Annotated in this window: 19 protein-coding genes; 16 read left to right on the forward strand and 3 right to left on the reverse strand. The window is 73.8% G+C overall.

Features of this window, described 5'->3' with window-relative positions; genetic code table 11:
* The first annotated feature begins 9 nt into the window (after positions 1–9).
* The 10 genes from pdxT to QOZ88_RS09815 all read left to right on the forward strand — a co-directional run bounded on the left by pdxT (position 10) and on the right by QOZ88_RS09815 (position 10,465).
* On the forward strand, positions 10–651 hold the full coding sequence (gene pdxT, locus QOZ88_RS09770) for a pyridoxal 5'-phosphate synthase glutaminase subunit PdxT (protein WP_305999586.1): 642 nt from the start codon (positions 10–12) through the stop codon (positions 649–651).
* Positions 648–1,409, forward strand: a complete 762-nt coding sequence (locus QOZ88_RS09775) for a YebC/PmpR family DNA-binding transcriptional regulator (RefSeq protein ID WP_305999587.1) — start codon at positions 648–650, stop codon at positions 1,407–1,409. Before pdxT ends, QOZ88_RS09775 begins: the two co-directional genes overlap by 4 nt.
* 200 nt (positions 1,410–1,609) lie before the next feature.
* Positions 1,610–2,179: a crossover junction endodeoxyribonuclease RuvC gene (ruvC, locus tag QOZ88_RS09780; protein ID WP_305999738.1), complete on the forward strand. Its 570-nt coding sequence runs from the start codon at positions 1,610–1,612 to the stop codon at positions 2,177–2,179.
* Positions 2,155–2,814, forward strand: a complete 660-nt coding sequence (ruvA, locus tag QOZ88_RS09785; protein ID WP_305999588.1) for a Holliday junction branch migration protein RuvA — start codon at positions 2,155–2,157, stop codon at positions 2,812–2,814. The genes ruvC and ruvA overlap by 25 nt, the downstream gene beginning before the upstream one ends.
* Complete coding sequence (ruvB, locus tag QOZ88_RS09790; RefSeq protein ID WP_305999589.1) at positions 2,811–3,935, forward strand: Holliday junction branch migration DNA helicase RuvB; 1,125 nt, start codon at positions 2,811–2,813, stop codon at positions 3,933–3,935. Before ruvA ends, ruvB begins: the two co-directional genes overlap by 4 nt.
* 147 nt (positions 3,936–4,082) lie before the next feature.
* Positions 4,083–4,394: a preprotein translocase subunit YajC gene (yajC, locus tag QOZ88_RS09795; protein WP_305999590.1), complete on the forward strand. Its 312-nt coding sequence runs from the start codon at positions 4,083–4,085 to the stop codon at positions 4,392–4,394.
* 14 nt (positions 4,395–4,408) lie between these two features.
* On the forward strand, positions 4,409–5,995 hold the full coding sequence (secD, locus tag QOZ88_RS09800) for a protein translocase subunit SecD (RefSeq protein ID WP_305999591.1): 1,587 nt from the start codon (positions 4,409–4,411) through the stop codon (positions 5,993–5,995).
* Positions 5,992–7,344: a protein translocase subunit SecF gene (gene secF / locus QOZ88_RS09805; RefSeq protein WP_305999592.1), complete on the forward strand. Its 1,353-nt coding sequence runs from the start codon at positions 5,992–5,994 to the stop codon at positions 7,342–7,344. Before secD ends, secF begins: the two co-directional genes overlap by 4 nt.
* Positions 7,341–7,928 (forward strand): adenine phosphoribosyltransferase, encoded by a 588-nt coding sequence (locus tag QOZ88_RS09810; protein ID WP_305999593.1) that lies wholly within the window; start codon positions 7,341–7,343, stop codon positions 7,926–7,928. Before secF ends, QOZ88_RS09810 begins: the two co-directional genes overlap by 4 nt.
* Positions 7,929–8,020: 92 nt before the next feature.
* Positions 8,021–10,465, forward strand: coding sequence for a RelA/SpoT family protein (locus QOZ88_RS09815; protein ID WP_305999594.1), 2,445 nt, complete (start codon positions 8,021–8,023; stop codon positions 10,463–10,465).
* Between the two features lie 127 nt (positions 10,466–10,592).
* Here QOZ88_RS09815 and QOZ88_RS09820 read toward each other — a convergent pair whose 3' ends face one another.
* Positions 10,593–11,432, reverse strand: a complete 840-nt coding sequence (locus QOZ88_RS09820) for a peptidylprolyl isomerase (RefSeq protein WP_305999595.1) — start codon at positions 11,430–11,432, stop codon at positions 10,593–10,595.
* 146 nt (positions 11,433–11,578) lie between these two features.
* Here QOZ88_RS09820 and QOZ88_RS09825 point away from each other — a divergent pair, with 146 nt between their 5' ends.
* The 4 genes from QOZ88_RS09825 to aspS all read left to right on the forward strand — a co-directional run bounded on the left by QOZ88_RS09825 (position 11,579) and on the right by aspS (position 16,401).
* Entirely contained in the window at positions 11,579–12,262 is a 684-nt protein-coding gene (locus QOZ88_RS09825; protein WP_305999596.1) for an MBL fold metallo-hydrolase, read from the forward strand.
* Positions 12,263–12,335: 73 nt separating this feature from the next.
* Positions 12,336–13,598 carry a histidine--tRNA ligase gene (gene hisS / locus QOZ88_RS09830; RefSeq protein WP_305999597.1) on the forward strand — a complete coding sequence of 421 codons (1,263 nt, stop codon included), beginning with the start codon at positions 12,336–12,338 and terminating at the stop codon, positions 13,596–13,598.
* An 8-nt stretch (positions 13,599–13,606) separates the two neighbouring features.
* On the forward strand, positions 13,607–14,590 hold the full coding sequence (locus QOZ88_RS09835) for an aldo/keto reductase (protein ID WP_305999598.1): 984 nt from the start codon (positions 13,607–13,609) through the stop codon (positions 14,588–14,590).
* A gap of 32 nt (positions 14,591–14,622) precedes the next feature.
* Complete coding sequence (aspS, locus tag QOZ88_RS09840) at positions 14,623–16,401, forward strand: aspartate--tRNA ligase (RefSeq protein WP_305999599.1); 1,779 nt, start codon at positions 14,623–14,625, stop codon at positions 16,399–16,401.
* Positions 16,402–16,516: 115 nt separating this feature from the next.
* On the opposite strand, the gene QOZ88_RS09845 is transcribed toward aspS, so the two are convergent.
* The gene (locus tag QOZ88_RS09845) at positions 16,517–17,014 is read right to left on the reverse strand and encodes an ASCH domain-containing protein (protein WP_305999600.1); all 498 of its coding nucleotides are present in this window, start codon (positions 17,012–17,014) and stop codon (positions 16,517–16,519) included.
* A gap of 18 nt (positions 17,015–17,032) precedes the next feature.
* Between QOZ88_RS09845 and QOZ88_RS09850 the strand changes: the two genes are divergently transcribed.
* Both QOZ88_RS09850 and QOZ88_RS09855 read left to right on the forward strand, forming a co-directional pair.
* On the forward strand, positions 17,033–18,124 hold the full coding sequence (locus QOZ88_RS09850; RefSeq protein WP_305999601.1) for a pyridoxal-phosphate-dependent aminotransferase family protein: 1,092 nt from the start codon (positions 17,033–17,035) through the stop codon (positions 18,122–18,124).
* Between the two features lie 99 nt (positions 18,125–18,223).
* Complete coding sequence (locus QOZ88_RS09855; RefSeq protein ID WP_305999602.1) at positions 18,224–19,660, forward strand: aldehyde dehydrogenase family protein; 1,437 nt, start codon at positions 18,224–18,226, stop codon at positions 19,658–19,660.
* A 72-nt stretch (positions 19,661–19,732) separates the two neighbouring features.
* Here the strand turns inward: QOZ88_RS09855 and QOZ88_RS09860 are convergent, their stop codons facing one another.
* Positions 19,733–21,178, reverse strand: coding sequence for a gamma-aminobutyraldehyde dehydrogenase (locus tag QOZ88_RS09860; RefSeq protein ID WP_305999603.1), 1,446 nt, complete (start codon positions 21,176–21,178; stop codon positions 19,733–19,735).
* Positions 21,179–21,294 lie beyond the last annotated feature (116 nt).

Here is a 21,294-nt window from a genome sequence, read left to right on the forward strand (position 1 = left end):
TGGGCGGCCGTGTCCACCGGCCCCACCCGCCCCGTCGTCGGGGTGCTGGCCCTCCAGGGCGACGTCCGCGAGCACCTCGCCGTGCTGCACGCCGAGGGCGCCGACGCCCGGCCGGTGCGCCGCCCCGAGGAGCTCGCCGACCTCCACGGGATCGTCCTCCCCGGCGGGGAGTCGACCACCATGGCGAAGCTGGCCGCGCGGTGGGGCCTGCTGCAGCCGCTGCGGGACGCCGTCGGCGCCGGGCTGCCCGCCTACGGCAGCTGCGCCGGGATGATCCTGCTCGCCGACCGGCTGCTGGACGCGCCGCCGGGCCAGGAGACCGTCGGCGGGCTGGACGTGACGGTCCGCCGCAACGCCTTCGGCCGCCAGGTGGACTCCTTCGAGACCCGGGTCGAGCTCGACGGGCTGGCCGGTGGGCCGGTGCACGCCGTGTTCATCCGCGCGCCGTGGGTGGAGGAGGCCGGGCCGGGGGTGCAGGTCCTCGGCCGGGTCGTCGGCGGACCGGCCGACGGTAGGATCGTCGCGGTCCGCCAGGGGGACGTGGTGGCCACCAGCTTCCACCCCGAGCTGACCGGGGATCGCCGGGTGCACGCGCTGTTCGTCGACATCGTGCGCCGTCACCTGGCCGACGCAGAGAGGGGAGAGCCGTGAGCGGCCACTCCAAGTGGGCGACGACCAAGCACAAGAAGGCCGGGATCGACGCCAAGCGCGGCAAGCTCTTCGCCAAGCTGATCAAGAACATCGAGGTCGCGGCCCGCACCGGCGGCGGTGACCCCGCCGGCAACCCGACGCTCTACGACGCCATCCAGAAGGCCAAGAAGAGCTCGGTGCCCAACGACAACATCGACCGCGCGGTCAAGCGCGGCGCCGGCCTCGAGGCCGGCGGCGTCGACTACCAGGGCATCACCTACGAGGGCTACGCCAGCGGCGGCGTCGCGGTGCTCATCGAGTGCCTCACCGACAACAAGAACCGCTCCGCCATGGAGGTCCGCACCGCCATGACGCGCAACGGCGGGTCGATGGCCGACCCCGGCTCGGTCTCCTACCTCTTCTCCCGCAAGGGCGTGGTCGTGGTCCCGACGTCCGACGAGGTCGACGAGGACAGCGTGCTCATGGCGGTGCTGGACGCCGGCGCCGAGGAGGTGCGCGACCTCGGCGACACCCTCGAGGTGCTCTGCGAGCCCACCGACCTGGTCGCCGTCCGCACCGCCCTGCAGGACGCGGGCATCGACTACGACTCCGCCGAGGCCGGCTTCCAGCCCAGCGTCCAGGTGGAGCTCGACGCCGAGGGCGCGGCCAAGGTCTTCCGGCTGATCGACGCACTCGAGGACTGCGACGACGTGCAGAACGTCTACGCCAACTACGACGTGCCCGACGAGGTCATGGAGCAGGTCGCGGCCGACGCCTGAAAGGACCCCGGTGCCCCCCTTCCCCTCGCTCCGCTCGGGGTGGGGCCCTGCACCGGGGCCGTTCCAGTACGTCACCGGGCTCGGCGTGGGGCCCTGCACCGGGACCGTTCCATCAGCTCACCAGGGCGTGTTGGCGGGGTTCGGTCGGGGGCTGCGGTTAGCCTCGGTCGAACACCAGTTCGGCTGACGGGAGCGTGACCATGCGGGTGCTCGGCATCGACCCGGGCCTCACCCGGTGCGGGTGGGGAGTGGTCGACGGGCGCCCGGGGGCGCGGCCGACGGCGGTCGGGGTCGGGGTGGTCCGCACCCTGGCGGAGCTGGACGTGGAGTTGCGGCTGCTGGAACTGCACACCGCGGTCACGGCGCTGCTGCGCGAGCACCGCCCCGACGTGGTCGCCATCGAGCGGGTGTTCACCCAGAACAACAAGGGCACCGCCACGGGGACGGCGCAGGCGGCCGGGGTCGCTGCGCTCGCCGCGGCCCAGGCCGACCGGCCGGTCGCCTGGCACACGCCCAGCGAGGTCAAGGCGGCCATCTCCGGCAACGGCCGCGCGGACAAGGAGCAGGTCACCCTCATGATCACCCGGGTCCTCGGGCTCGCGGCCGCCCCCAAGCCGGCCGACGCCGCCGACGCGCTCGCGCTGGCCGTCTGCCACGCCTGGCGCGGTCCGGCGCAGCAGCGGCTGCGCACGGCGGCGCTCGCCGGCGGCATCGGTGCGCCGGTGCGGTCCACCACGCTGCCGCGGTGGACGGGGGTGGCGGCGCGATGATCGCCAGCGTGAGCGGCCGGGTCGCCGCGGTCTCCCCGGACGGCGCCGTCGTTCATGTCGGCGGGATCGGCCTCGCGGTGCAGTGCACCCCGGGCACCATCGCCCGCCTGCAGGTGGGGGAGGCCGCCCGGCTGGCCACCAGCCTGGTGGTGCGCGAGGACTCGCTCACCCTCTACGGCTTCGCCGACGACGACGAGCGCCAGCTGTTCGAGCTGCTGCAGACCGCCAACGGCGTCGGCCCGCGCCTGGCGCAGGCGGTGCTGGCGATCCACCCGCCGCGCGAGGTGCGCCGGGCGGTCTCGATGGCCGACGTCAAGGCGCTCATGCAGGTGCCGGGCATCGGCAAGAAGGGCGCCGAGCGGCTGATCCTGGAGCTGCGCGACCGGCTGGGCTCCACCACCACCGACACCTCCCTGGACGCGCCCGCCCCCACCGGGCTGCCGTCGCTCACGCCGGTGGCCCCGTGGCGGGACCAGCTCTCCAGCGCGCTGGTCGGCCTGGGGTGGAGCGGCAAGGAGGCCGAGACCGCGGTGGGTCAGCTCGCCCCGGTGGCCGACGAGCAGATCGCCGCGACCGGGAGCGTGGAGGTCGCGGTGCTGCTGCGGCGGGCCCTCCAGCTGCTGGGTAGGTCGTGAGCGCCCCGTTCGACCGGTCGCTGACCGGCGACCTGGCCGCCGACGTGACGCCGGAGTGGGCGGTGTCGCCGCAGGCCGGCGACGAGGAGCGGGTCGTCGAGTCCGCGCTCCGGCCGCACTCGCTGCACGACTTCATCGGCCAGCCGAAGGTCGCCCGCCAGCTCGCCCTGGTCCTCGAGGGGGCCAAGCGGCGCGGGCGTACCCCCGACCACGTGCTGCTCTCCGGGCCGCCCGGGCTCGGTAAGACCAGCCTGGCGCTGATCATCGGCTCCGAGCTCGGCACCTCGGTGAAGATCACCAGCGGTCCGGCGATCGAGCGGTCGGGCGACCTGGCGGCGATGCTGTCGAACCTGGCGCCCGGCGACGTGCTCTTCATCGACGAGATCCACCGCATCGCCCGGCCCGCCGAGGAACTGCTCTACATGGCGATGGAGGATTTCCGCGTCGACGTCGTCGTCGGCAAGGGGCCGGGGGCGACGGCGATCCCGCTGGAGATCAACCCCTTCACCCTCGTCGGGGCCACCACCCGGGCCGGGCTGCTGACCGGCCCGCTCCGCGACCGGTTCGGCTTCGTCGGGCAGATGGAGTTCTACGAGCCGGCCGAGCTGCAGCGGGTGCTCGCCCGCAGCGCCGCGCTGCTCGGCGTCGAGCTCACCGACGAAGGGTCCGCCGAGATCGCCGGCCGCTCCCGCGGGACCCCCCGCATCGCCAACCGGCTGCTGCGCCGGGTGCGCGACTACGCCGAGGTGGAGGCCGACGGCCGCGTCACCCTGCAGGTCGCCGAGGCCGCGCTGGCGCTCTACGACGTCGACCACCTCGGGCTGGACCGCCTCGACCGCGCCGTCCTCGAGGCGCTCGTGGGCAAGTTCGGCGGCGGGCCGGTGGGCGTCGCCACCCTCGCCGTCGCCGTGGGGGAGGAGCCGCACACCGTCGAGGAGGTGTGCGAGCCGTTCCTCGTGCGGGCCGGGTTGCTGGCGCGCACGCCGCGCGGGCGGGTCGCCACCGAGGCCGCCTGGGAGCACCTGGGCCGGCCGGTGCCGCGGGGCGGCGTCCCCCTCGGGCGGGTCACAGCAGACCCACCGGTACCGGGGTCGTCGTCAGAGACCCTGTTCGACGCCTAGACTCCCGGACGCTGGCGCGCAACTCGCAGGCCGGGCCGTGCGCGTCCCGCCTGGTCGCCGCGCGCACGGCAACCGACGCACCCGAGCGGTCCCGTCCCGGGCCGCACCACCGCGAGGCACCTGTCGCGGAAGAGAGGCACACCTGTCGTGGAGTACTTCCCGCTGATCATGCTGGCCCTGCTGGCCGTCGTGCTGTTCGTCCTGCCCGCGCGGCAGCGCAAGCGCATGCAGGAGCAGCAGGCCGCGTTGCAGGCCTCCCTCGCGATCGGCACCCCGGTCATGACCACGAGCGGCATGCACGGCACCGTCGCCGCGCTGGGGGACACGACGCTGGACCTGGAGATCGCCCCGGGCGTCGTCGTCACCTTCGCCCGGCAGGCGATCCTCGAGGTGCGCCGCCCGGCAGGCGCCGCGCCGTCCGACGGGGACGCCGCGCGCCCGGCCGACGGCACCGTCTGACCCGGAGGAGCTCCGTGGCCAACCGCACGCTCCCGGCGGGGCGCTACTTCGGCGCGTTCGCGCTGATCGTCGCCCTGCTCTACGGGCTGGTGTTCTTCACCGGGGACACCCGCACCCCGCAGCTCGGCCTCGACCTGCGCGGCGGCACCACGGTGACCCTCGCCGCCCGGACCCCCGACGGTCAGGCGCCGGCCCAGGAGGACCTGGAGCTCGCCCGCCAGATCATCGAGCAGCGGGTCAACGGGCTCGGCGTCGCCGAGGCCGAGGTGGTCACCGAGGGCGACAGCAACATCATCATCTCCGTCCCGGGGGACGACGGCGAGCAGGCCCGCCAGCTCGGCGCCACCGCGCAGCTGCGGTTCCGGCCGGTGGTCCAGGGCCCCGCCCCGGCCGTCCCGGCCGAGGAGGACCCCGCCACGGAGGAGGGGGCCGAGGAGGGCGTGGACCCCGAGGTCGCCGACGGCGCCGTCGAGGACCCGACCCTGCCCGACCCGGACGCACCCGCCGTGACGCAGGAGGAGGCGGCGGCCGAGTTCGCCACCCTCACCTGCGAGGCGGACAACGTCACCGGCGACGTCGCGCGGCCGGATTCCTTCGTGGCCGCCTGCAGCGAGGACGGCACCGCCAAGTACCTGCTCGGACCCACGATCATCGAGGGCACCGAGATCGACGACGCCAACCCGGGCACCGAGCCCGGGACCGGTGAGTGGATCGTGCTGCTGGACTTCCAGTCCGACGGCCTCGCCACGTGGGCGACGTACACCACCGCCAACGTCGGCTCGCCGGTCGCCTTCACCCTGGACGGGCGGGTCATCTCGGCGCCGACCGTCAACAGCCCGATCACCACCAACCCGACGACGATCACCGGTCAGTTCGACCAGGAGTCGGCCACCGAGCTGGCCAACCAACTGCGCTACGGCGCCCTGCCGCTGACCTTCACCCAGGCGACGGCGCAGTCGATCTCCACCGAGCTCGGCGAGGAGCAGCTCGAGGCCGGGCTGATCGCCGGGGCGATCGGCATCGCCCTGGTGTTCGTGTACGCGCTCCTCTACTACCGGCTGCTCGGCCTGGTGATGATCGCCAGCCTCGCCCTCTCGGCGGTGGTGGTCTACGCCTGCCTGATCCTGCTGGGCCGCGAGATCGGCTTCACCCTGAGCCTCGCCGGCATCGCCGGGTTCATCGTGTCGATCGGCATCACCGCCGACTCCTTCGTCGTCTACTTCGAGCGGCTCAAGGACGAGATCCGCGAGGGCCGGTCGCTGCGGTCCGCCGTCCCGCGGGCCTGGGTCCGCGCGCGACGCACGATCCTGTCCGCGGATGCGGTGAGCTTCCTGGCCGCGGCGATCCTCTACCTGCTGGCGATCGGGGACGTGAAGGGCTTCGCCTTCACCCTCGGCATGTCGACCGTGCTGGACCTCGTCGTCGTCTTCCTCTTCACCCACCCGCTCATGGCCGTGCTGTCGCGGTTCAAGGGCTTCGGCCGGAACCGCTTCTCCGGGCTGGGACGGGTGGAGCACACCCGCCGGCCCGGTACGGAGGCGCCCGCCGGGGAACTCGTCGGCGCCGCCTCCGGTGGTCGCCAGGACAGGAGCACCACATGACCCGCCCGACGGACCCGGCGGAGCCGACGCCCGCGGACGAGCCGACGCCCGCGGACGAGCCGGTGGCCACCGGCGAGGAGGCGCTCGCCGACGCCGGCCTGCCCCAGGATCCGGCCGACGACGACGTCGCCGCGACCCCGGCCCCCCGGGCCGGGCGCGCGGGGCTCGCGCACCGGCTCTACAACGGCGAGGCCGGGTTGGACGTCGTCGGCCGCAGCCGGCTGATCTACAAGATCACCGCGATCGTGGTGCTGCTGTGCATCGCCTCCATGGTGTTCCGCGGCTTCAACTTCGGCATCGACTTCGCCGGCGGCAACAGCTTCCGCCTGCCCGGCACCCAGGAGCAGCTGCAGGACGCCCGGGCCGCGGCCGAGGACGCCGGGGCCGAGGTGGCGACGGCGCAGATCGTCGGCGGGGACACGCTGCTCATCCGCACGGCCCAGCTCGACAACGAGACCGAGCGCGCCGTGGTGGAGGAGCTGGCCGAGACCGTCGGCATCGCGCCCGAGTCGGTGAGCCCGGAGTCGGTCAGCGCCGAGTGGGGCCAGGACATCACCGACCAGGCGCTCGTCGCGCTGGCCGTCTTCCTCGTCGCGGTCGTCCTCTTCCTGGCCGTGCGCTTCCAGCCGAAGATGGCGGTCGGCGCCATGGCCGCGCTGGTGCACGACATCGTGATCACCGCCGGGGTGTACTCGCTGGTCGGGTTCGAGGTGACGCCGTCGACGGTCATCGGCTTCCTGACCATCCTCGGGTTCTCGCTCTACGACACCGTGGTGGTGTTCGACAAGGTCGACGAGAACACCCGCGACCTCGAGCGCAGCGCCCGGATGACCTGGGGCGAGGCGGCCAACCTGGCCGTCAACCAGACGCTGATGCGGTCGATCAACACCTCGGTCATCGCGCTGCTCCCCGTCGCGGGTCTCCTCTTCGTCGGGGCCGGGCTGCTCGGCGTCGGCACCCTCAAGGACCTCGCCCTCGTGCTCTTCGTGGGCCTGGCCGCCGGCACCTACTCCTCGATCGTGCTCGCCACGCCGATCGTCGCCGACCTCAAGGAGCGGGAGCCCGAGGTCCAGGCGCTGCGCCGGCGGGTGCTGGCCCGGCGCTCCTCGGCCGCCCGCACGGGCGGTGCTGCCGCCCCGGCCGGCCCGGTCGCCAGCGCGCGGCGGCGCCGGCCGGCCGGCGGGGTGGCCGTGGCCGACCTGCCCGAGAGCGTGCCGGCGGACGTCGTCGTGGAGTCACCCGCGTCGGTGCGCCCGGACGGGTCGCGGGGCGCCACCGCCGCGCCGCGGCCTGGCGTCCGGCCGCAGCGCCCGGGCGCCGGTCGGCCGTCGGGCAAGCGGCGCCGGTGAGCGCGGTGCCCGCCGAGCTCCCGCTCGACCAGCTCATCGCCTCGCTCACCGTCGACGTCCCGGACCACCCCGAGCCCGGGATCGTCTTCCGGGACCTGACGCCGGTCTTCGCCGACGGTGACGCCTTCCGGCGGATGGTCGACGGGCTGGCCACCCCGGGCGCGTCGGACCCCCGGACGGCCGCGCTGGCCACCCGGCACCCCGGTGGTCGTCCCTTCGACGTCGTCGCCGGGGTGGAGGCGCGCGGGTTCCTGCTCGCTGCGGCCGTCGCGCTCGACGCCGGCGTCGGGGTGGTGCCGGTCCGCAAAGCGGGCAAGCTGCCGCGCGAACGGGTCTCGGCCGAGTACACCCTGGAGTACGGCACCGCGACGCTGGAGCTGCACGCGGACTCCGTCCGGCCCGGGCAGCGGGTGCTGCTCGTGGACGACGTGCTCGCCACCGGTGGCACGCTCGGCGCCGCCATCGCGCTGGTGGAGCAGCTCGGCGGGGTCGTGGCGGGGATCTCGGTGGTCGTGGAGCTGGCCGCGCTCGGTGGCCGGCAGCTGCTGGCCCCGCACACCGTGCACGCCCTCTGGGCCACCTGACCGAGGGAGATCCCGGTCGCGAGCCCGGCGGCGGCGGGCGCGGTCCCGCTAGCATGGTGAGGGTCCCCCCTCTGCCAGCCGCAGGAGTCGCCGTGGCCTCCGAAGTAGCCGCCGACGCGGCTGCCGCGCGGGCCGGGGCAGCCACCGGTGGGGTCGTCGCCGAGCCCGTGGCCGAGGCGCCCGTGCGCAGCCCGCTGCCCGAGCGCCCGGCGGTCCGCCGTCCCGACGACGTCGGCGCGGAGCCCGACGCCGAGCCCGGCACCCCGCGCCGGCGCGTCCGCGACCGGCTCGCCCGCCGGATCGTCGCCGGCCAGCGCAGCGGCCTGGTCCGGCCGGTCCTGGAACCGCTCGCGGCCCTGCACCGGCAGAGCCACCCCAAGGCCGACCTGGTGCTGCTGCAGCGGGCCTACGACGTCGCGGAGAGCGCGCACAGCAGCCAGAAGCGCAAGAGCGGCGACCCCTACATCACCCACCCGCTCGCCGTCGCCACCATCCTCGCCGGCCTCGGCATGGACACCACGACGCTGATCGCGGCGCTGCTGCACGACACCGTCGAGGACACCGGCGTCACCCTGGAGACGATCACCACCGACTTCGGCTCGGAGGTGGCCCACCTCGTCGACGGCGTCACGAAGATCGACAAGGTGAAGCTGGGCGACGCGGCCCAGGCCGAGACGATCCGCAAGATGATCGTGGCGATGTCCCGCGACCCGCGGGTGCTGGTCATCAAGCTCGCCGACCGGCTGCACAACATGCGCACGCTGCGCTTCCTCCCGCCCGAGAAGCAGGAGAAGAAGGCGCGCGAGACGCTGGAGATCCTCGCCCCGCTGGCCCACCGGCTGGGCATGAACACGATCAAGTGGGAGCTCGAGGACCTCGCGTTCGCCACGCTCTACCCGAAGCGCTACGACGAGATCGTGCGGTTGGTCGCCGAGCGGGCGCCTTCCCGCGACACCTACCTGGCCGAGGTCACCGCGTCGGTCACCGAGCAGCTGCGGGCGGCCAAGATCGAGGCCGTCGTCACCGGCCGCCCCAAGCACTACTACTCGATCTACCAGAAGATGATCGTCCGGGGCCGGGACTTCACCGACATCTGGGACCTCGTCGGCATCCGGATCCTGGTCGACTCGGTGCGCGACACCTACGCGGCGCTGGGCATCATGCACGCCCACTGGCAGCCGGTGCCCGGCCGGTTCAAGGACTTCGTGGCGATGCCGAAGTTCAACATGTACCAGTCGCTGCACACGACGGTCATCGGGCCGCAGGGCAAGCCGGTCGAGCTGCAGATCCGCACCCACGACATGCACCGCACCGCCGAGTACGGCATCGCGGCGCACTGGAAGTACAAGGAGAAGGCCCGCGCCGGCGGCAAGCCCGCGGCGGGGGAGAGCGGCGCGCCGCCCAAGGCCGGCTCGGCCGACGACATGCTGTGGCTCCGCCAGCTGCTGGACTGGCAGCGCGAGGCCCAGGAGCCCGGGGAGTTCCTCGAGACCCTGCGCTACGACCTGGGGCCGCAGGAGGTCTTCGTCTTCACGCCCAAGGGCGACGTCGTCAGCCTGCCGGGCGAGTCCACGCCGGTCGACTTCGCCTTCGCGGTGCACACCGAGGTCGGCTACCGCACCATCGGAGCCCGGGTGAACGGCTCGCTGGTCTCGCTGGACAGCAAGCTCTCCAACGGCGACGTCGTCGAGATCTTCACCTCGAAGTCGCCCACGGCCGGCCCCTCGAAGGACTGGCTGACCTTCGTCGGCTCCTCGCGCGCCCGGACGAAGATCCGCCAGTGGTTCACCAAGGAGCGCCGTGAGGACGCGGTCGACGCCGGCAAGGAGGCGCTGACCCGGGCCATGCGCAAGGCGGGCCTGCCGCTGCAGCGGCTGCTCGGCGGCGAGGCGCTGTCGACGCTGGCCAAGGACCTGCGGTTCGCCGACGTCACCGCCCTCTACGCGGCGGTGGGGGAGAGCCAGCTCTCGGCCGCCTCCGTGGTCGAGAAGCTCATGGCCGCCCTGGGCGGCAGCGAGGGCGCGGCGGAGGACATCGCCGAGACCGCCATCCCGACCCGCCGGCCCTCGACGCGGCGCACGGCCCGCGGCGACCCGGGGATCATCGTCCACGGCATGACCGACGTCTGGGCCAAGCTCGCCAAGTGCTGCACCCCGGTGCCCGGCGACGAGGTGCTCGGCTTCGTGACCCGCGGCGGGGGTGTCAGCGTGCACCGCACCGACTGCACCAACGCCGGGGATCTGCGGAGCAAGCCTGAACGTCTGGTGGAGGTCGAGTGGGCCTCCTCGCCGGGGTCGGTGTTCCTGGTGGCCATCCAGGTGGAGGCCCTCGACCGGCACCGCCTGCTGTCGGACGTGACCAAGGCGCTCGCCGACGAGCGGGTGAACATCCTCTCCGCGTCGGTGCAGACCAGCCGCGACCGGGTGGCGATCAGCCGGTTCACCTTCGAGCTGGCCGACCCCGCGCACCTGGGCGCGGTGCTGCAGACGGTGCGCAACGTCGAGGGCGTCTTCGACGTCGAGCGCGTCACGGCCTGACCACCGCGGCCCCGCGCACCCCGCCGGCGCCGTTCCCTGGTGATCAGGTCACCTGATCGTTCCGGGTCCTGGCTCACCTCCGGTGGTGAGCCAGGAGCCCTGCAGGTGAGCCGGGAGGGCGGCCGGCTCAGCCGACGACGGCCATGTCCTCGATGGTGACCGGGATGTTCGGGGCGCCGTCGCCCGGGCCCTCGGCACCCTGGACCCCGCCGGCGGCGACCGCGTCGAGCACACCGAGGCCGGCCTCGTCGATCGTGCCGACCACCGTGTACTCCGGGGGCAGCTCGGTGTCGACGAAGGTCAGGAAGAACTGGCCGCCCGTGCTGTTCGGGGCCGCGGTCTTGGCCATGGCGACGGTCCCGCGGGGGTAGGTCGTGTCCGGGGTGACCTCTTCGGCGTACTTGTAGCTGGGCCCGCCGGAGCCGGTGCCGGTCGGGTCGCCGCACTGCAGCACCCCGAAGGTCTCGGCGTTGACCAGCCGGTGGCAGGGCGTGCCGTCGTAGAAGCCCTGCTCGGTGAGGTACGTGAAGCTGGCCGCCGCGCAGGGGGCCTGCGCCCGGTCCAGGGTGAGCGTGAGGTCGCCCTGGTCGGTGCTCATCAGCACGGTGGCGGTGCCCTGCGTGGGCGTGGCCTCCGGGTTGGGCGGGGTGCCCACGTCGGTGAGGTTGGTGTTGCCCGACTCGTCGGGCAGGTACTCGCAGGTGACCGTGCCGTCGGCGTTGGTGGTGCGCGCCGCCGACGAGGTGGCCGCCGGCGTGGTCGGCTCGGCCGCCAGGTCGTCGGTCGCGTCGTCGCCGCCGAACACGTTCGTGATGAGCAGGGCGGCCCCGACGACCACGACGACGGCGAGCGCGGTGAGCAGCAGCCCGAGGTTCCGGCGGCGCTTCTTCGCCTGCTCGGCGCGGCGCTCCAGCTGGCGCTGCAGGTGACGCTGCGCGGCTTCCCGACGCTGCTTGTTCGTGGGCACGGGGGCGGACTCCTCGGGCGGACGGGGCTTCGTGGGCGGCCGCGACGGCGGGCGGCGGCGCTGGTCGGGGTGGAAGTCTAGGTGGCGGGACTGGACGTTCCCTGGCAGCGCCGGAACGCCCGTGCGCCCCCGCGTAACCTGCACGGGTGCTCATCCGTTCGTTCCCCGCCGGCGCGTTCGGCACCAACTGCTATGCCGTGGCGTCCGGACCGGGGCAGGAGTGCGTCGTCGTCGACCCGGGCATGGACGCCGTCGAACCCCTCGCCCGGATGCTCGCCGAGGACGGTCTCAAGCCCGTCGCCGTGGTGCTCACCCACGGGCACCTGGACCACACCTTCTCGGTGCTGCCGGTCTGCGACGGCTACGACATCCCCGCCTACCTGCACCCCGACGACTTCGGGATGCTCAGCGACCCCGCCCGCTGGCACGGGCCCGCGCTGGCCCCGCTGATCACCGGCGTCCGGCTGCCGGACCCGTCGGACGTGCAGTCGCTCGACGACGGCGCGGTGCTGTCGCTGGCCGGGGTGGACCTCACCGTGCGGCACGCGCCCGGGCACACCCAGGGCTCGGTGGTCTTCGAGCTCGACCTCGGCGAGGCGCCCGGGCTGCTCGCCGGCGACGTGCTCTTCGCCGGCTCGGTCGGCCGCGTGGACCTGCCCGGCGGCTCGTGGGACGCGATGCTCTCGTCGCTGCGCGACGTCGTCCTGCCGCTCGCCGACGAGACCGTCGTGCTGCCCGGCCACGGCCCGGCGACGACGATCGGCCGCGAGCGGGCGACCAACCCCTACCTGGCCGAGGCCGCGGTCGCGCCGAAGGGGCGGGGGTTGTGAGCGAGCCTGCGAGCTCACCAGAGGGCACAGCAGCTCCGCGAACGCGGCTGACGAGGGCCAGCGAGGAGGACACGTGAGCGGGCTGACCGCGCCGAAGGGCACCTTCGACACGCTGCCGCCGGACTCCGCCCGCTTCCTCGCCGTCCGCGACACGCTGACCGCGCCGCTGCGGCGGGCCGGCTACGGCTACGTCGAGACGCCGGTGTTCGAGGAGACCGCCGTCTTCTCCCGCGGCGTCGGTGAGTCCACCGACGTCGTGACGAAGGAGATGTACACCTTCACCGACCGCGGCGGTCGCTCGCTGACCCTGCGCCCCGAGCTCACCGCCGGGCTGATGCGCGCCTTCATCGAGCACCGCCTGCACGGCGGCGCGCTGCCGGTGAAGCTCTGGACGGTCGGCACGGCGTTCCGCTACGAGCGGCCGCAGGCCGGCCGGTACCGCCACTTCACCCAGGTGGACATGGAGGCGCTCGGCGTCGACGACCCGGCGCTGGACGCCGAGGTGGTGGCGCTGGGCGTGCAGGGGTTCCGCGATCTCGGCCTCACCGACTTCGAGCTGCTGCTCACCTCGCTGGGCGACGCCACCTGCCGCCCGCAGTACCGCGACCTGCTGGTGGCCTTCTTGGACAAGCTGGACCTCGACGAGGAGACCCGGCGCCGGGCCGCGATCAACCCGCTGCGGGTGCTCGACGACAAGCGGCCCGAGGTGCAGGCGCAGCTCGACGACGCCCCGCTGATGGTCGACCACCTCTCGGATTCCACGAAGGCCCACTACGACGCCGTCCGCCAGCACCTCACCGACCTCGGCGTTCCGTGGACCGAGGCGCCGAAGCTGGTCCGCGGGCTGGACTACTACACGAAGACGACGTTCGAGTTCGTGCACCACGGCCTGGGCGCGCAGTCGGCCATCGGCGGCGGCGGGCGCTACGACGGGCTGTCGGCGGCCCTGGGCGGGCCCGACGTCTCCGGGATCGGCTACGCCGTCGGGGTCGACCGCACGCTGCTGGCCGTCCAGGCCGAGGGGCTCGACGTCGGCGTGGCCGCCGGGGTGCAGGCGTTCGTCGTCCCGCTGGGAGCCGAGGCCAAGCGGCTGGCCGTCCGGCTGGTCGGGCAGCTCCGGGAGGCCGGGATCCCCGCCGACACCGTCTACGGCGACCGCGGGCTCAAGGGCGCGATGAAGGCCGCGGACCGCTCCGGCGCCACGCACGTCGTCGTCGTGGGGGAGCGGGACCTGGCCGAGGGCGTCGGCCAGCTCAAGGACATGCGCACCGGCGAGCAGCGGCCCGTGCCCGTGGGCGAGCTGTTCGAGACCGTGCGTGCGAGTGTGGAGGAGTGAGTACTTCGATGGAGCAGCGACCGCTCGGGAGGACCGGGGCCGAGGTCGGCGTGATCGGGCTGGGCACGTGGCAGCTCGGCGGTGACTGGGGCGACGTCGACGAGGACACCGCCGCCGAGGTGCTCGACGCCGCGCTCGACGCCGGGGTGACCCTGCTGGACACCGCCGACGTCTACGGCGGCGGCCGCTCCGAGGAGCGGATCCGCAAGGCGCTCGCGCCCCGGGCCGACCGGCCGTTCGTGGCCACCAAGGCCGGCCGGCGCGCCGACCCGTTCGAGGCCGCGCAGTACACGCAGGAGAACCTGCGCGCCTGGGTGGACCGGTCGCGCCGCAACCTCGGCGTCGACACCCTCGACCTGGTGCAGCTGCACTGCCCGCCGACCGCCGTCTACTCCGACCAGCGCGTGTACGACACCCTCGACGGGTTCGTCGCCGACGGCTCGATCGCCGCCTACGGCGTCTCGGTGGAGACCGTCGAGGAGGGCCTGACGGCGCTGCAGCACCCGGGCGTGGCCACCATCCAGGTCATCCTCAACATCTTCCGGCGCAAGCCGCTGGAGGAGCTGCTCCCCGCCGCTGCCGCCGCCGGCGTGGGCGTGCTCGCCCGCGTCCCGCTGGCCAGCGGGCTGCTCACCGGCAAGTACGACGAGTCGACGACCTTCCCGGCCGACGACCACCGGAACTTCAACCGCAACGGCGAGGCCTTCGACGTCGGCGAGACCTTCGCCGGTGTGCCGTTCGACGTCGGCGTCGCCGCGGCCCGCGAGGTGGCCGAGATCGCCGGCGACGCGGTGCCCACCGCTGCGTTCGCGCTGCGCTGGGTCATCGACCAGCCCGGCGTCACCACCGTCATCCCGGGGGCGCGCAACGTCACCCAGGTGCGCGGCAACGTCGCGGCCGCCACCATGGCGCCGCTCTCGGACAGCCAGCTCGCCGACCTCGAGCGCGTGTACGACGAGCGCATCCGCGCCCACGTGCACGACCGCTGGTAACCCCCTCCCTGTCTCTCTCGAAAGGCACCTCCGTGCTCCGCACCCACGACGCCGGAACGCTGCGCGCGTCCGACGCCGGCACCACCGTCACCCTCGCCGGCTGGGTGGCCCGCCGCCGCGACCACGGCGGGGTGGTCTTCCTCGACCTGCGCGACGCCTCCGGGTACGTGCAGGTCGTCGTCCGCGAGGAGGAGGCCCACCACCTGCGCAACGAGTACTGCGTGCTCGTCACCGGTGAGGTGCGGCGCCGGCCGGAAGGCAACGAGAACCCCGAGCTGCCCACCGGCGACATCGAGGTGGCCACCTCGGAGCTGCGCGTGCTGTCGGCCTCGGCGCCGCTGCCGTTCCCGATCGAGACCGACCAGGCGGCCTCCGACGACGTCCGCTACAAGTACCGCTACCTCGACCTGCGCCGGCAGGGCCCGGCGAGGGCCATGCGGCTGCGCTCGGAGATCAGCCGCATCGCCCGCGGGGTGATGGCCGGTCACGGGTTCACCGAGGTGGAGACGCCGAACCTGACGCGCTCCACCCCCGAGGGCGCGCGGGACTTCCTCGTGCCGGTGCGCCTGCAGCAGGGCAAGTGGTACGCGCTGCCGCAGTCTCCGCAGCTGTTCAAGCAGCTGCTGATGATCGGCGGCCTGGAGCGCTACTACCAGATCGCCCGCTGCTTCCGGGACGAGGACTTCCGCGCCGACCGGCAGCCGGAGTTCACCCAGCTGGACTTCGAGATGAGCTTCGTCGAGCGCGACGACGTGCTGGCGATCGCCGAGGACGTCGTCGGCGCGTTGTGGCGGGAGCTGGCGTCCTACGAGATCCCCGAGATCCCGCGGATGACCTACCGCGAGGCCATGGACCGGTTCGGCTCGGACAAGCCCGACCTGCGCTTCGGCATCGAGCTCACCGAGCTGACCTCGTACTTCGCCGACACCCCGTTCCGGGTCTTCCAGGCGCCCTACGTCGGCGCCGTCGTCATGCCCGGCGGCGGCTCGCAGCCGCGGCGGGCGTTCGACGCCTGGCAGGACTGGGCCAGGTCCCGGGGCGCGCGCGGACTGGCCTACGTCACGATCGCCGAGGACGGCACGCTCGGCGGGCCGGTCGCCAAGAACATCTCCGACGCCGAGCGCGACGGGCTGGTGGAGGCCGTGGGTGCTGCGCCGGGCGACTGCGTCTTCTTCGCCGCCGGCGCCCGCCGCACCTCGCAGGAACTGCTCGGCGCGGCCCGCAACGAGATCGCCAAGCGTCTCGACCTCATCGAGCCCGGGTCCTGGTCGTTCCTGTTCGTCGTCGACTTCCCGATGTTCGAGGAGACCGAGGACGGCGACTGGACCTTCATGCACCACCCGTTCACCTCGCCCACCCCCGAGTGGCGCGACCGGTTCGCCGAGGACAAGGGCGCGGCGCTGTCCGACGCCTACGACATGGTGATCAACGGCAACGAGGTGATGAGCGGCTCGGTGCGCATCCACGACGCCGAGCTGCAGGAGCGGGTGTTCGAGACCCTCGGCATGTCCCGGGAGGAGGCCCGCGAGCGGTTCGGTTTCTTCCTCGAGGCGTTCGCCTACGGCCCGCCGCCGCACGCGGGGGCCGCGCTGGGCTGGGACCGGCTCTCGGCCCTGCTGTCGGGGGTGGAGTCGATCCGTGAGGTCATCGCGTTCCCGAAGACCGGTGCCGGGTTCGACCCGCTGACCGGTGCGCCGACGCCGATCACCGAGGCGCAGCGCAAGGAGGCCGGCATCGACGCGAGGCCCGAGGAGCCGGCCCTGCCGGGTCAGCCCGGCGCGCCGGGCCCGAGCGACCCCAGCCGGTCGTAGACCGGGTGGACCTGCCGCGGGGGGCCGGAGGCCCTCCCGGCGGGGACACGGGCAGCGGCTCAGCGAAGGCCGGGACGGCACCTGGCCGCGGTGTCGGCCGGAGGCCGACGATGTCCTAGCCGGCGACCTCGGGGGGCCACACGACGCGGAAGCGCTCGAAGACCACCTCGACATCGTCGGCCCAGGTCCGGCCACGCGGGGGCAGGGTGCGCCGGAAGTAGCGCTCGTGCTCGCGCAGCCAGCTGTCCCGCGTCCGGTCGTCCTCTCCCTCGTCCCAGGCGAAGGCGTCGTCGACGCTGTGCAGCGGGCCGAGCCGCAGCTCCGTCGTCCGGAGGACGCAGCGGGGCGCGCCGCTGCCGTCGCAGGCGATCCAGTGCCCGCCGATGCGCGGCAGCGGCTGGTTGTCGTCGAGGAAGTCGACGACCAGTGCGGCCGTCGCACGTTTGGTCCCGGCCAGCACCAGGCCGATGAGCTCGTCGGCCAGCGGCGCGCTGTCGCCGAACCTCTCGACCGCGGGCTCCTCGAGCGGCGGAGCGGGCAGCGTGGCGGCGTACTCCCGGTACATCGCGATCGCGGCCGTGCGATCGAGGTCGTCCGGCTGGTCGGTGGCCACGCCGGTAGTTTGCTGGACATGCCGCTGCGCGCCCGCACCCTGCTCGGTCCCGGTCCGTCCAACCCCTACCCGGAGGCGACCGCCGCGCTCGGCCTGCCGCTGCTGGGGCACCTCGACCCGCTGTTCCTGCAGGTGCTGGACGAGACCTCCGACCGGCTGCGCCAGGTGTTCGGGACGGAGAACCGGCGCACGCTCCCGCTGTCGGCCACCGGGTCGGCGGGCATGGAGGCGGCGTTCGTCAACACGGTGGGGCCGGGCGACGTCGTCGTCGTCGCGGTGAACGGCCTGTTCGGGCAGCGGATGACCGACGTCGCCGCCCGGTGCGGCGCCGAGGTCGTCGCCGTCGAGCACGAGTGGGGGCAGCCGGTCGACGCCGAGCGGGTGCTGGCCGCGCACCCGTCGCCGAAGCTGATCGCCGCCGTGCACGCCGAGACCTCCACCGGCGTGCGCTCGGACCTCGAGCCGCTCGCCGCCGGCAAGGGCGACGCCCTGCTGCTCGCCGACTGCGTCACCTCGCTCGGCGGGATCCCGGTGCGGCTGGACGAGTGGGGCGTGGACCTGGCGTACTCCGGCTCGCAGAAGTGCCTGGGCGTACCGCCGGGGCTCGCGCCGTTCACCATCTCCGACCGCGCCTGGGAGCGGCGGATCGAGAAGCCGCAGAGCTGGTACCTCGACCTCGGCATGCTCGGCGGGTACGCGGGCGAGGCCGCCGGCTCGGGAGGCCGCACCTACCACCACACCGCCCCGACCGGGATGGTCGTGTCGCTGCACGCCGGGCTGGGGCGGATCCTCGACGAGGGGCTGGATGCCGTGCACGCCCGGCACGCCGAGGCGGGCCGGCTGCTGCACGAGGGGCTGGCCGAGCTGGGGCTGGAGCTCTTCGCCGCGGAGGGCCACCGGCTGCCGGAGCTGACGACGGTGAAGGTGCCCGACGGCGTGGACTCCGCCGCGGTGCGGAAGGAGCTGTTGGAGCGGTACGACCTGGAGATCGGCGCGGGGGCCGGCGCCTACGCCTCGACCGTCTGGCGGATCGGGCTGATGGGTCCGAACGCGTCGCCCGCCAGGGTCGGCCTCGTGCTGGCCGCGCTGGAGGACGTCCTGGGCCACTAGTGCCGGGATGGCGCACCGGCCGGCGCGGAGTGGCCGGACCGGACATCCCGCGGGATCGCGGGACTCGGGCAGGCTCCGTCCGGAACCTGAGGAGGAGCCATGACGACGACCCCGTACTGGATCGCGGGCCGGCCGGCGACCGGAACCGATGTGCTGGAGGTGCGGTCGCCGTTCGACGGCGCGCTCGCCGGCCGCACGACGAACGCGACCGCGGAGGACGTCGAGGCCGCGGTCTCCGCCGCCCACGACGCCCGGGCCGCCTGCGCGGCGACCCCGGCGCACGTGCGGGCGGCTGCGCTGGACCACGTGTCCCACCGGCTCGCCGAGCGGGCCGAGGAGATCGCCGCGCTGATCACCGCGGAGTCGGGCAAGCCCCTGAAGTGGGCCCGCTCGGAGGCCGCCCGTGCGGTCTCCACCTTCCGGTGGGGAGCCGAGGAGGCCCGCCGGTGGTCGGGCACGCTGCAGCGGCTGGACACCGACCCGGCCGCCAGCGGCCGGATGGCGCTGGTGCGCCGCGCCCCGCGTGGCCCGGTGCTGGGGATCGCGCCGTTCAACTTCCCCCTGAACCTGGTGGCCCACAAGGTGGCCCCGGCGATCGCGGTCGGCGCCCCGATCGTGCTGAAGCCTGCCCCGGCGACGCCGCTGAGCGCCCTGCTGCTCGGCGAGATCCTGGCCGAGACCGACCTGCCGGCCGGTTCGTGGTCGGTGCTCCCGGTGCCGAACGAGGTGGCCGCGCAGCTGGTGCGCGACCCGCGCCTGCCGGTCGTCTCGTTCACGGGGTCGGTGCCCGTGGGGTGGTCGATCCGCGAGTCCGCGCCGCGCAAGCACGTCACCCTGGAGCTCGGCGGCAACGCGGCGGCGGTGGTCGCCCCCGACCAGGACGACGCTGCGCTGGACTGGGCGGCCACCCGCATCGCCACCTTCGCGATGTACCAGGCCGGGCAGTCCTGCGTGTCGGTGCAGCGGGTGTTCGCCCACCGCGACATCGCCGCCGGGCTCACCGACCGGGTGGTCGAGGCGGTGGGGAAGCTGGTCACCGGAGACCCGACCGACAGCGCGACCGACGTCGGCCCGCTGATCGACGAGCAGGCCGCCCGCCGGGTGGAGAGCTGGGTCGACGAGGCCGTGGCCGCAGGCGGCCGCCTCCTCGCCGGTGGGACCCGGGACGGGGCGTCGTACGCCCCGACCGTGCTCGCCGACGTCCCGGCGGACGTGAAGGTGTCCTGCGAGGAGGTCTTCGGCCCGGTCGTCGTCCTCGACACCGTCGACTCCCTGGACGAGGCCTTCACGCGGGTGAACGACAGCCGCTTCGGCCTGCAGGCCGGCGTCTTCACCCGGGACCTGCAGGTGGCCTTCCGCGCGGCCCAGGTGCTCGATGTCGGGGGAGTGGTGATCGGCGACGTGCCCAGCTTCCGCGCCGACCAGATGCCCTACGGCGGCGTGAAGGACTCCGGTACCGGCCGCGAGGGTGTGCACGCCGCGATGGAGGACCTCACGGAGGAGCGCGTCCTCGTGCTCACCGGCATCGCTGTGTGATCTGTCGGCCTACCGGCCCGCGACACGGCGAGGCCCCGGTCCGATCGGACCGGGGCCTCGTCGTGTGCTGCCTCAGCTGTCGATGTTGGCCATGACGTGCTTGACCCGGGTGTAGTCCTCGAGCCCGTAGAGGGAGAGGTCCTTGCCGTAGCCGGAGTGCTTGAACCCGCCGTGCGGCATCTCGGCGACCAGCGGGATGTGCGCGTTGATCCACACGCAGCCGAAGTCCAGCCGCTTGCTCATCCGCATGGCGCGGCCGAAGTCCCTGGTCCACACGCTGGAGGCCAGGCCGAGTTCCACACCGTTCGCCCAGCGCACCGCCTCGTCCTCGTCGGTGAACCGCTGCACGGTGATGACCGGCCCGAAGATCTCCCGCTGCACCATCTCGTCGTCCTGCCGCAGCCCGGCGACGACGGTCGGCTCGACGAAGAACCCGCGGTCGCCCTGCCGGCGCCCGCCCGCGGTGACCTGCGCGTGGTCGGGCGCCCGGTCCAGGAACCCGGTGACGTGCGCCAGCTGGTTGGCGTTGTTCACCGGCGGCACCATGGCGTCCTCGTCCCCGGCACCGTTCGCGTAGGTGGTGGCGGTGCTCCGGGCCTGCTCGGTCAGCGCCGCCACGAAGTCGTCGTGGATGCCGGGGCCGGCCAGCACCCGGGACGCGGCGGTGCAGTCCTGCCCGGCGTTGAAGTAGCCGGCCACGGCGATCGCCTCGGCGGCCGCCTCGAGGTCGGCGTCGTCGAACACCACGACCGGCGCCTTGCCGCCGAGCTCCAGGTGGACCCGCTTGACGTCCCGCGCCGCGGCTCCGGCCACCTCCATGCCCGCGCGGACCGAGCCGGTGATCGCCACCAGCTGGGGCGTCGGGTGCTCGACCAGCGCCCGGCCGGTGTCCCGGTCCCCGCAGACGACGTTGAGGACACCCGGCGGGAGGATGTCGGCGGCGAGCTCGGCCAGCCGGAGCGTGGTCACCGGCGTGGTGTCCGACGGCTTGAGGACGACGGTGTTGCCCGCCGCGAGCGCCGGGGCGATCTTCCAGACCGCCATCATCATCGGGTAGTTCCACGGCGTCACCTGACCGACGACGCCGATCGGCTCGCGGCGGATCCAGCTGGTGTGCCCGGCCATGTACTCGGCTGCGGCCTTCCCCTCCAGGGTCCGGGCGGCACCGGCGAAGAACCGGATCTGGTCGACCATCGGGGGGATCTCCTCCGACGTGGTCAGCCCGATCGGCTTGCCGGTGTTGCGGCTCTCCAGCGCGATGAGCTCCTCGGCGTGCTCCTCCACCGCGTCGGCCAGCCGCAGCAACGCCCGCTGCCGCTCCGAGGGCGTGGTGTCGCGCCAGGTCTCGAACGCATCGGCGGCGGTGCGGTAGGCCCGGTCGACGTCCTCGGGCCCGGAGACCGGGGCGGACGCGAAGACCTCGCCGGTGCTCGGGTCGACCAGGTCCATCCGTCGGCCGTCGGTGGTGTCGGTCTGCTGCCCGCCGACGAAGTTCTTCAGTTCCAGCTTCTCGGTCACGACTGATTCCTATCGGTCGAGGGCGTCCCACCGCTAGTCCTCGCGGCGTGCGGCCCGGATGAAAACGAGATCCGTAGCCGACCGCCCGGCCGGGAGTGCGCTGCGGGTCCCGGCCG

The sequence above is a fragment of the Blastococcus carthaginiensis genome (assembly GCF_030731085.1).
GTDB lineage: Bacteria > Actinomycetota > Actinomycetes > Mycobacteriales > Geodermatophilaceae > Blastococcus > Blastococcus carthaginiensis.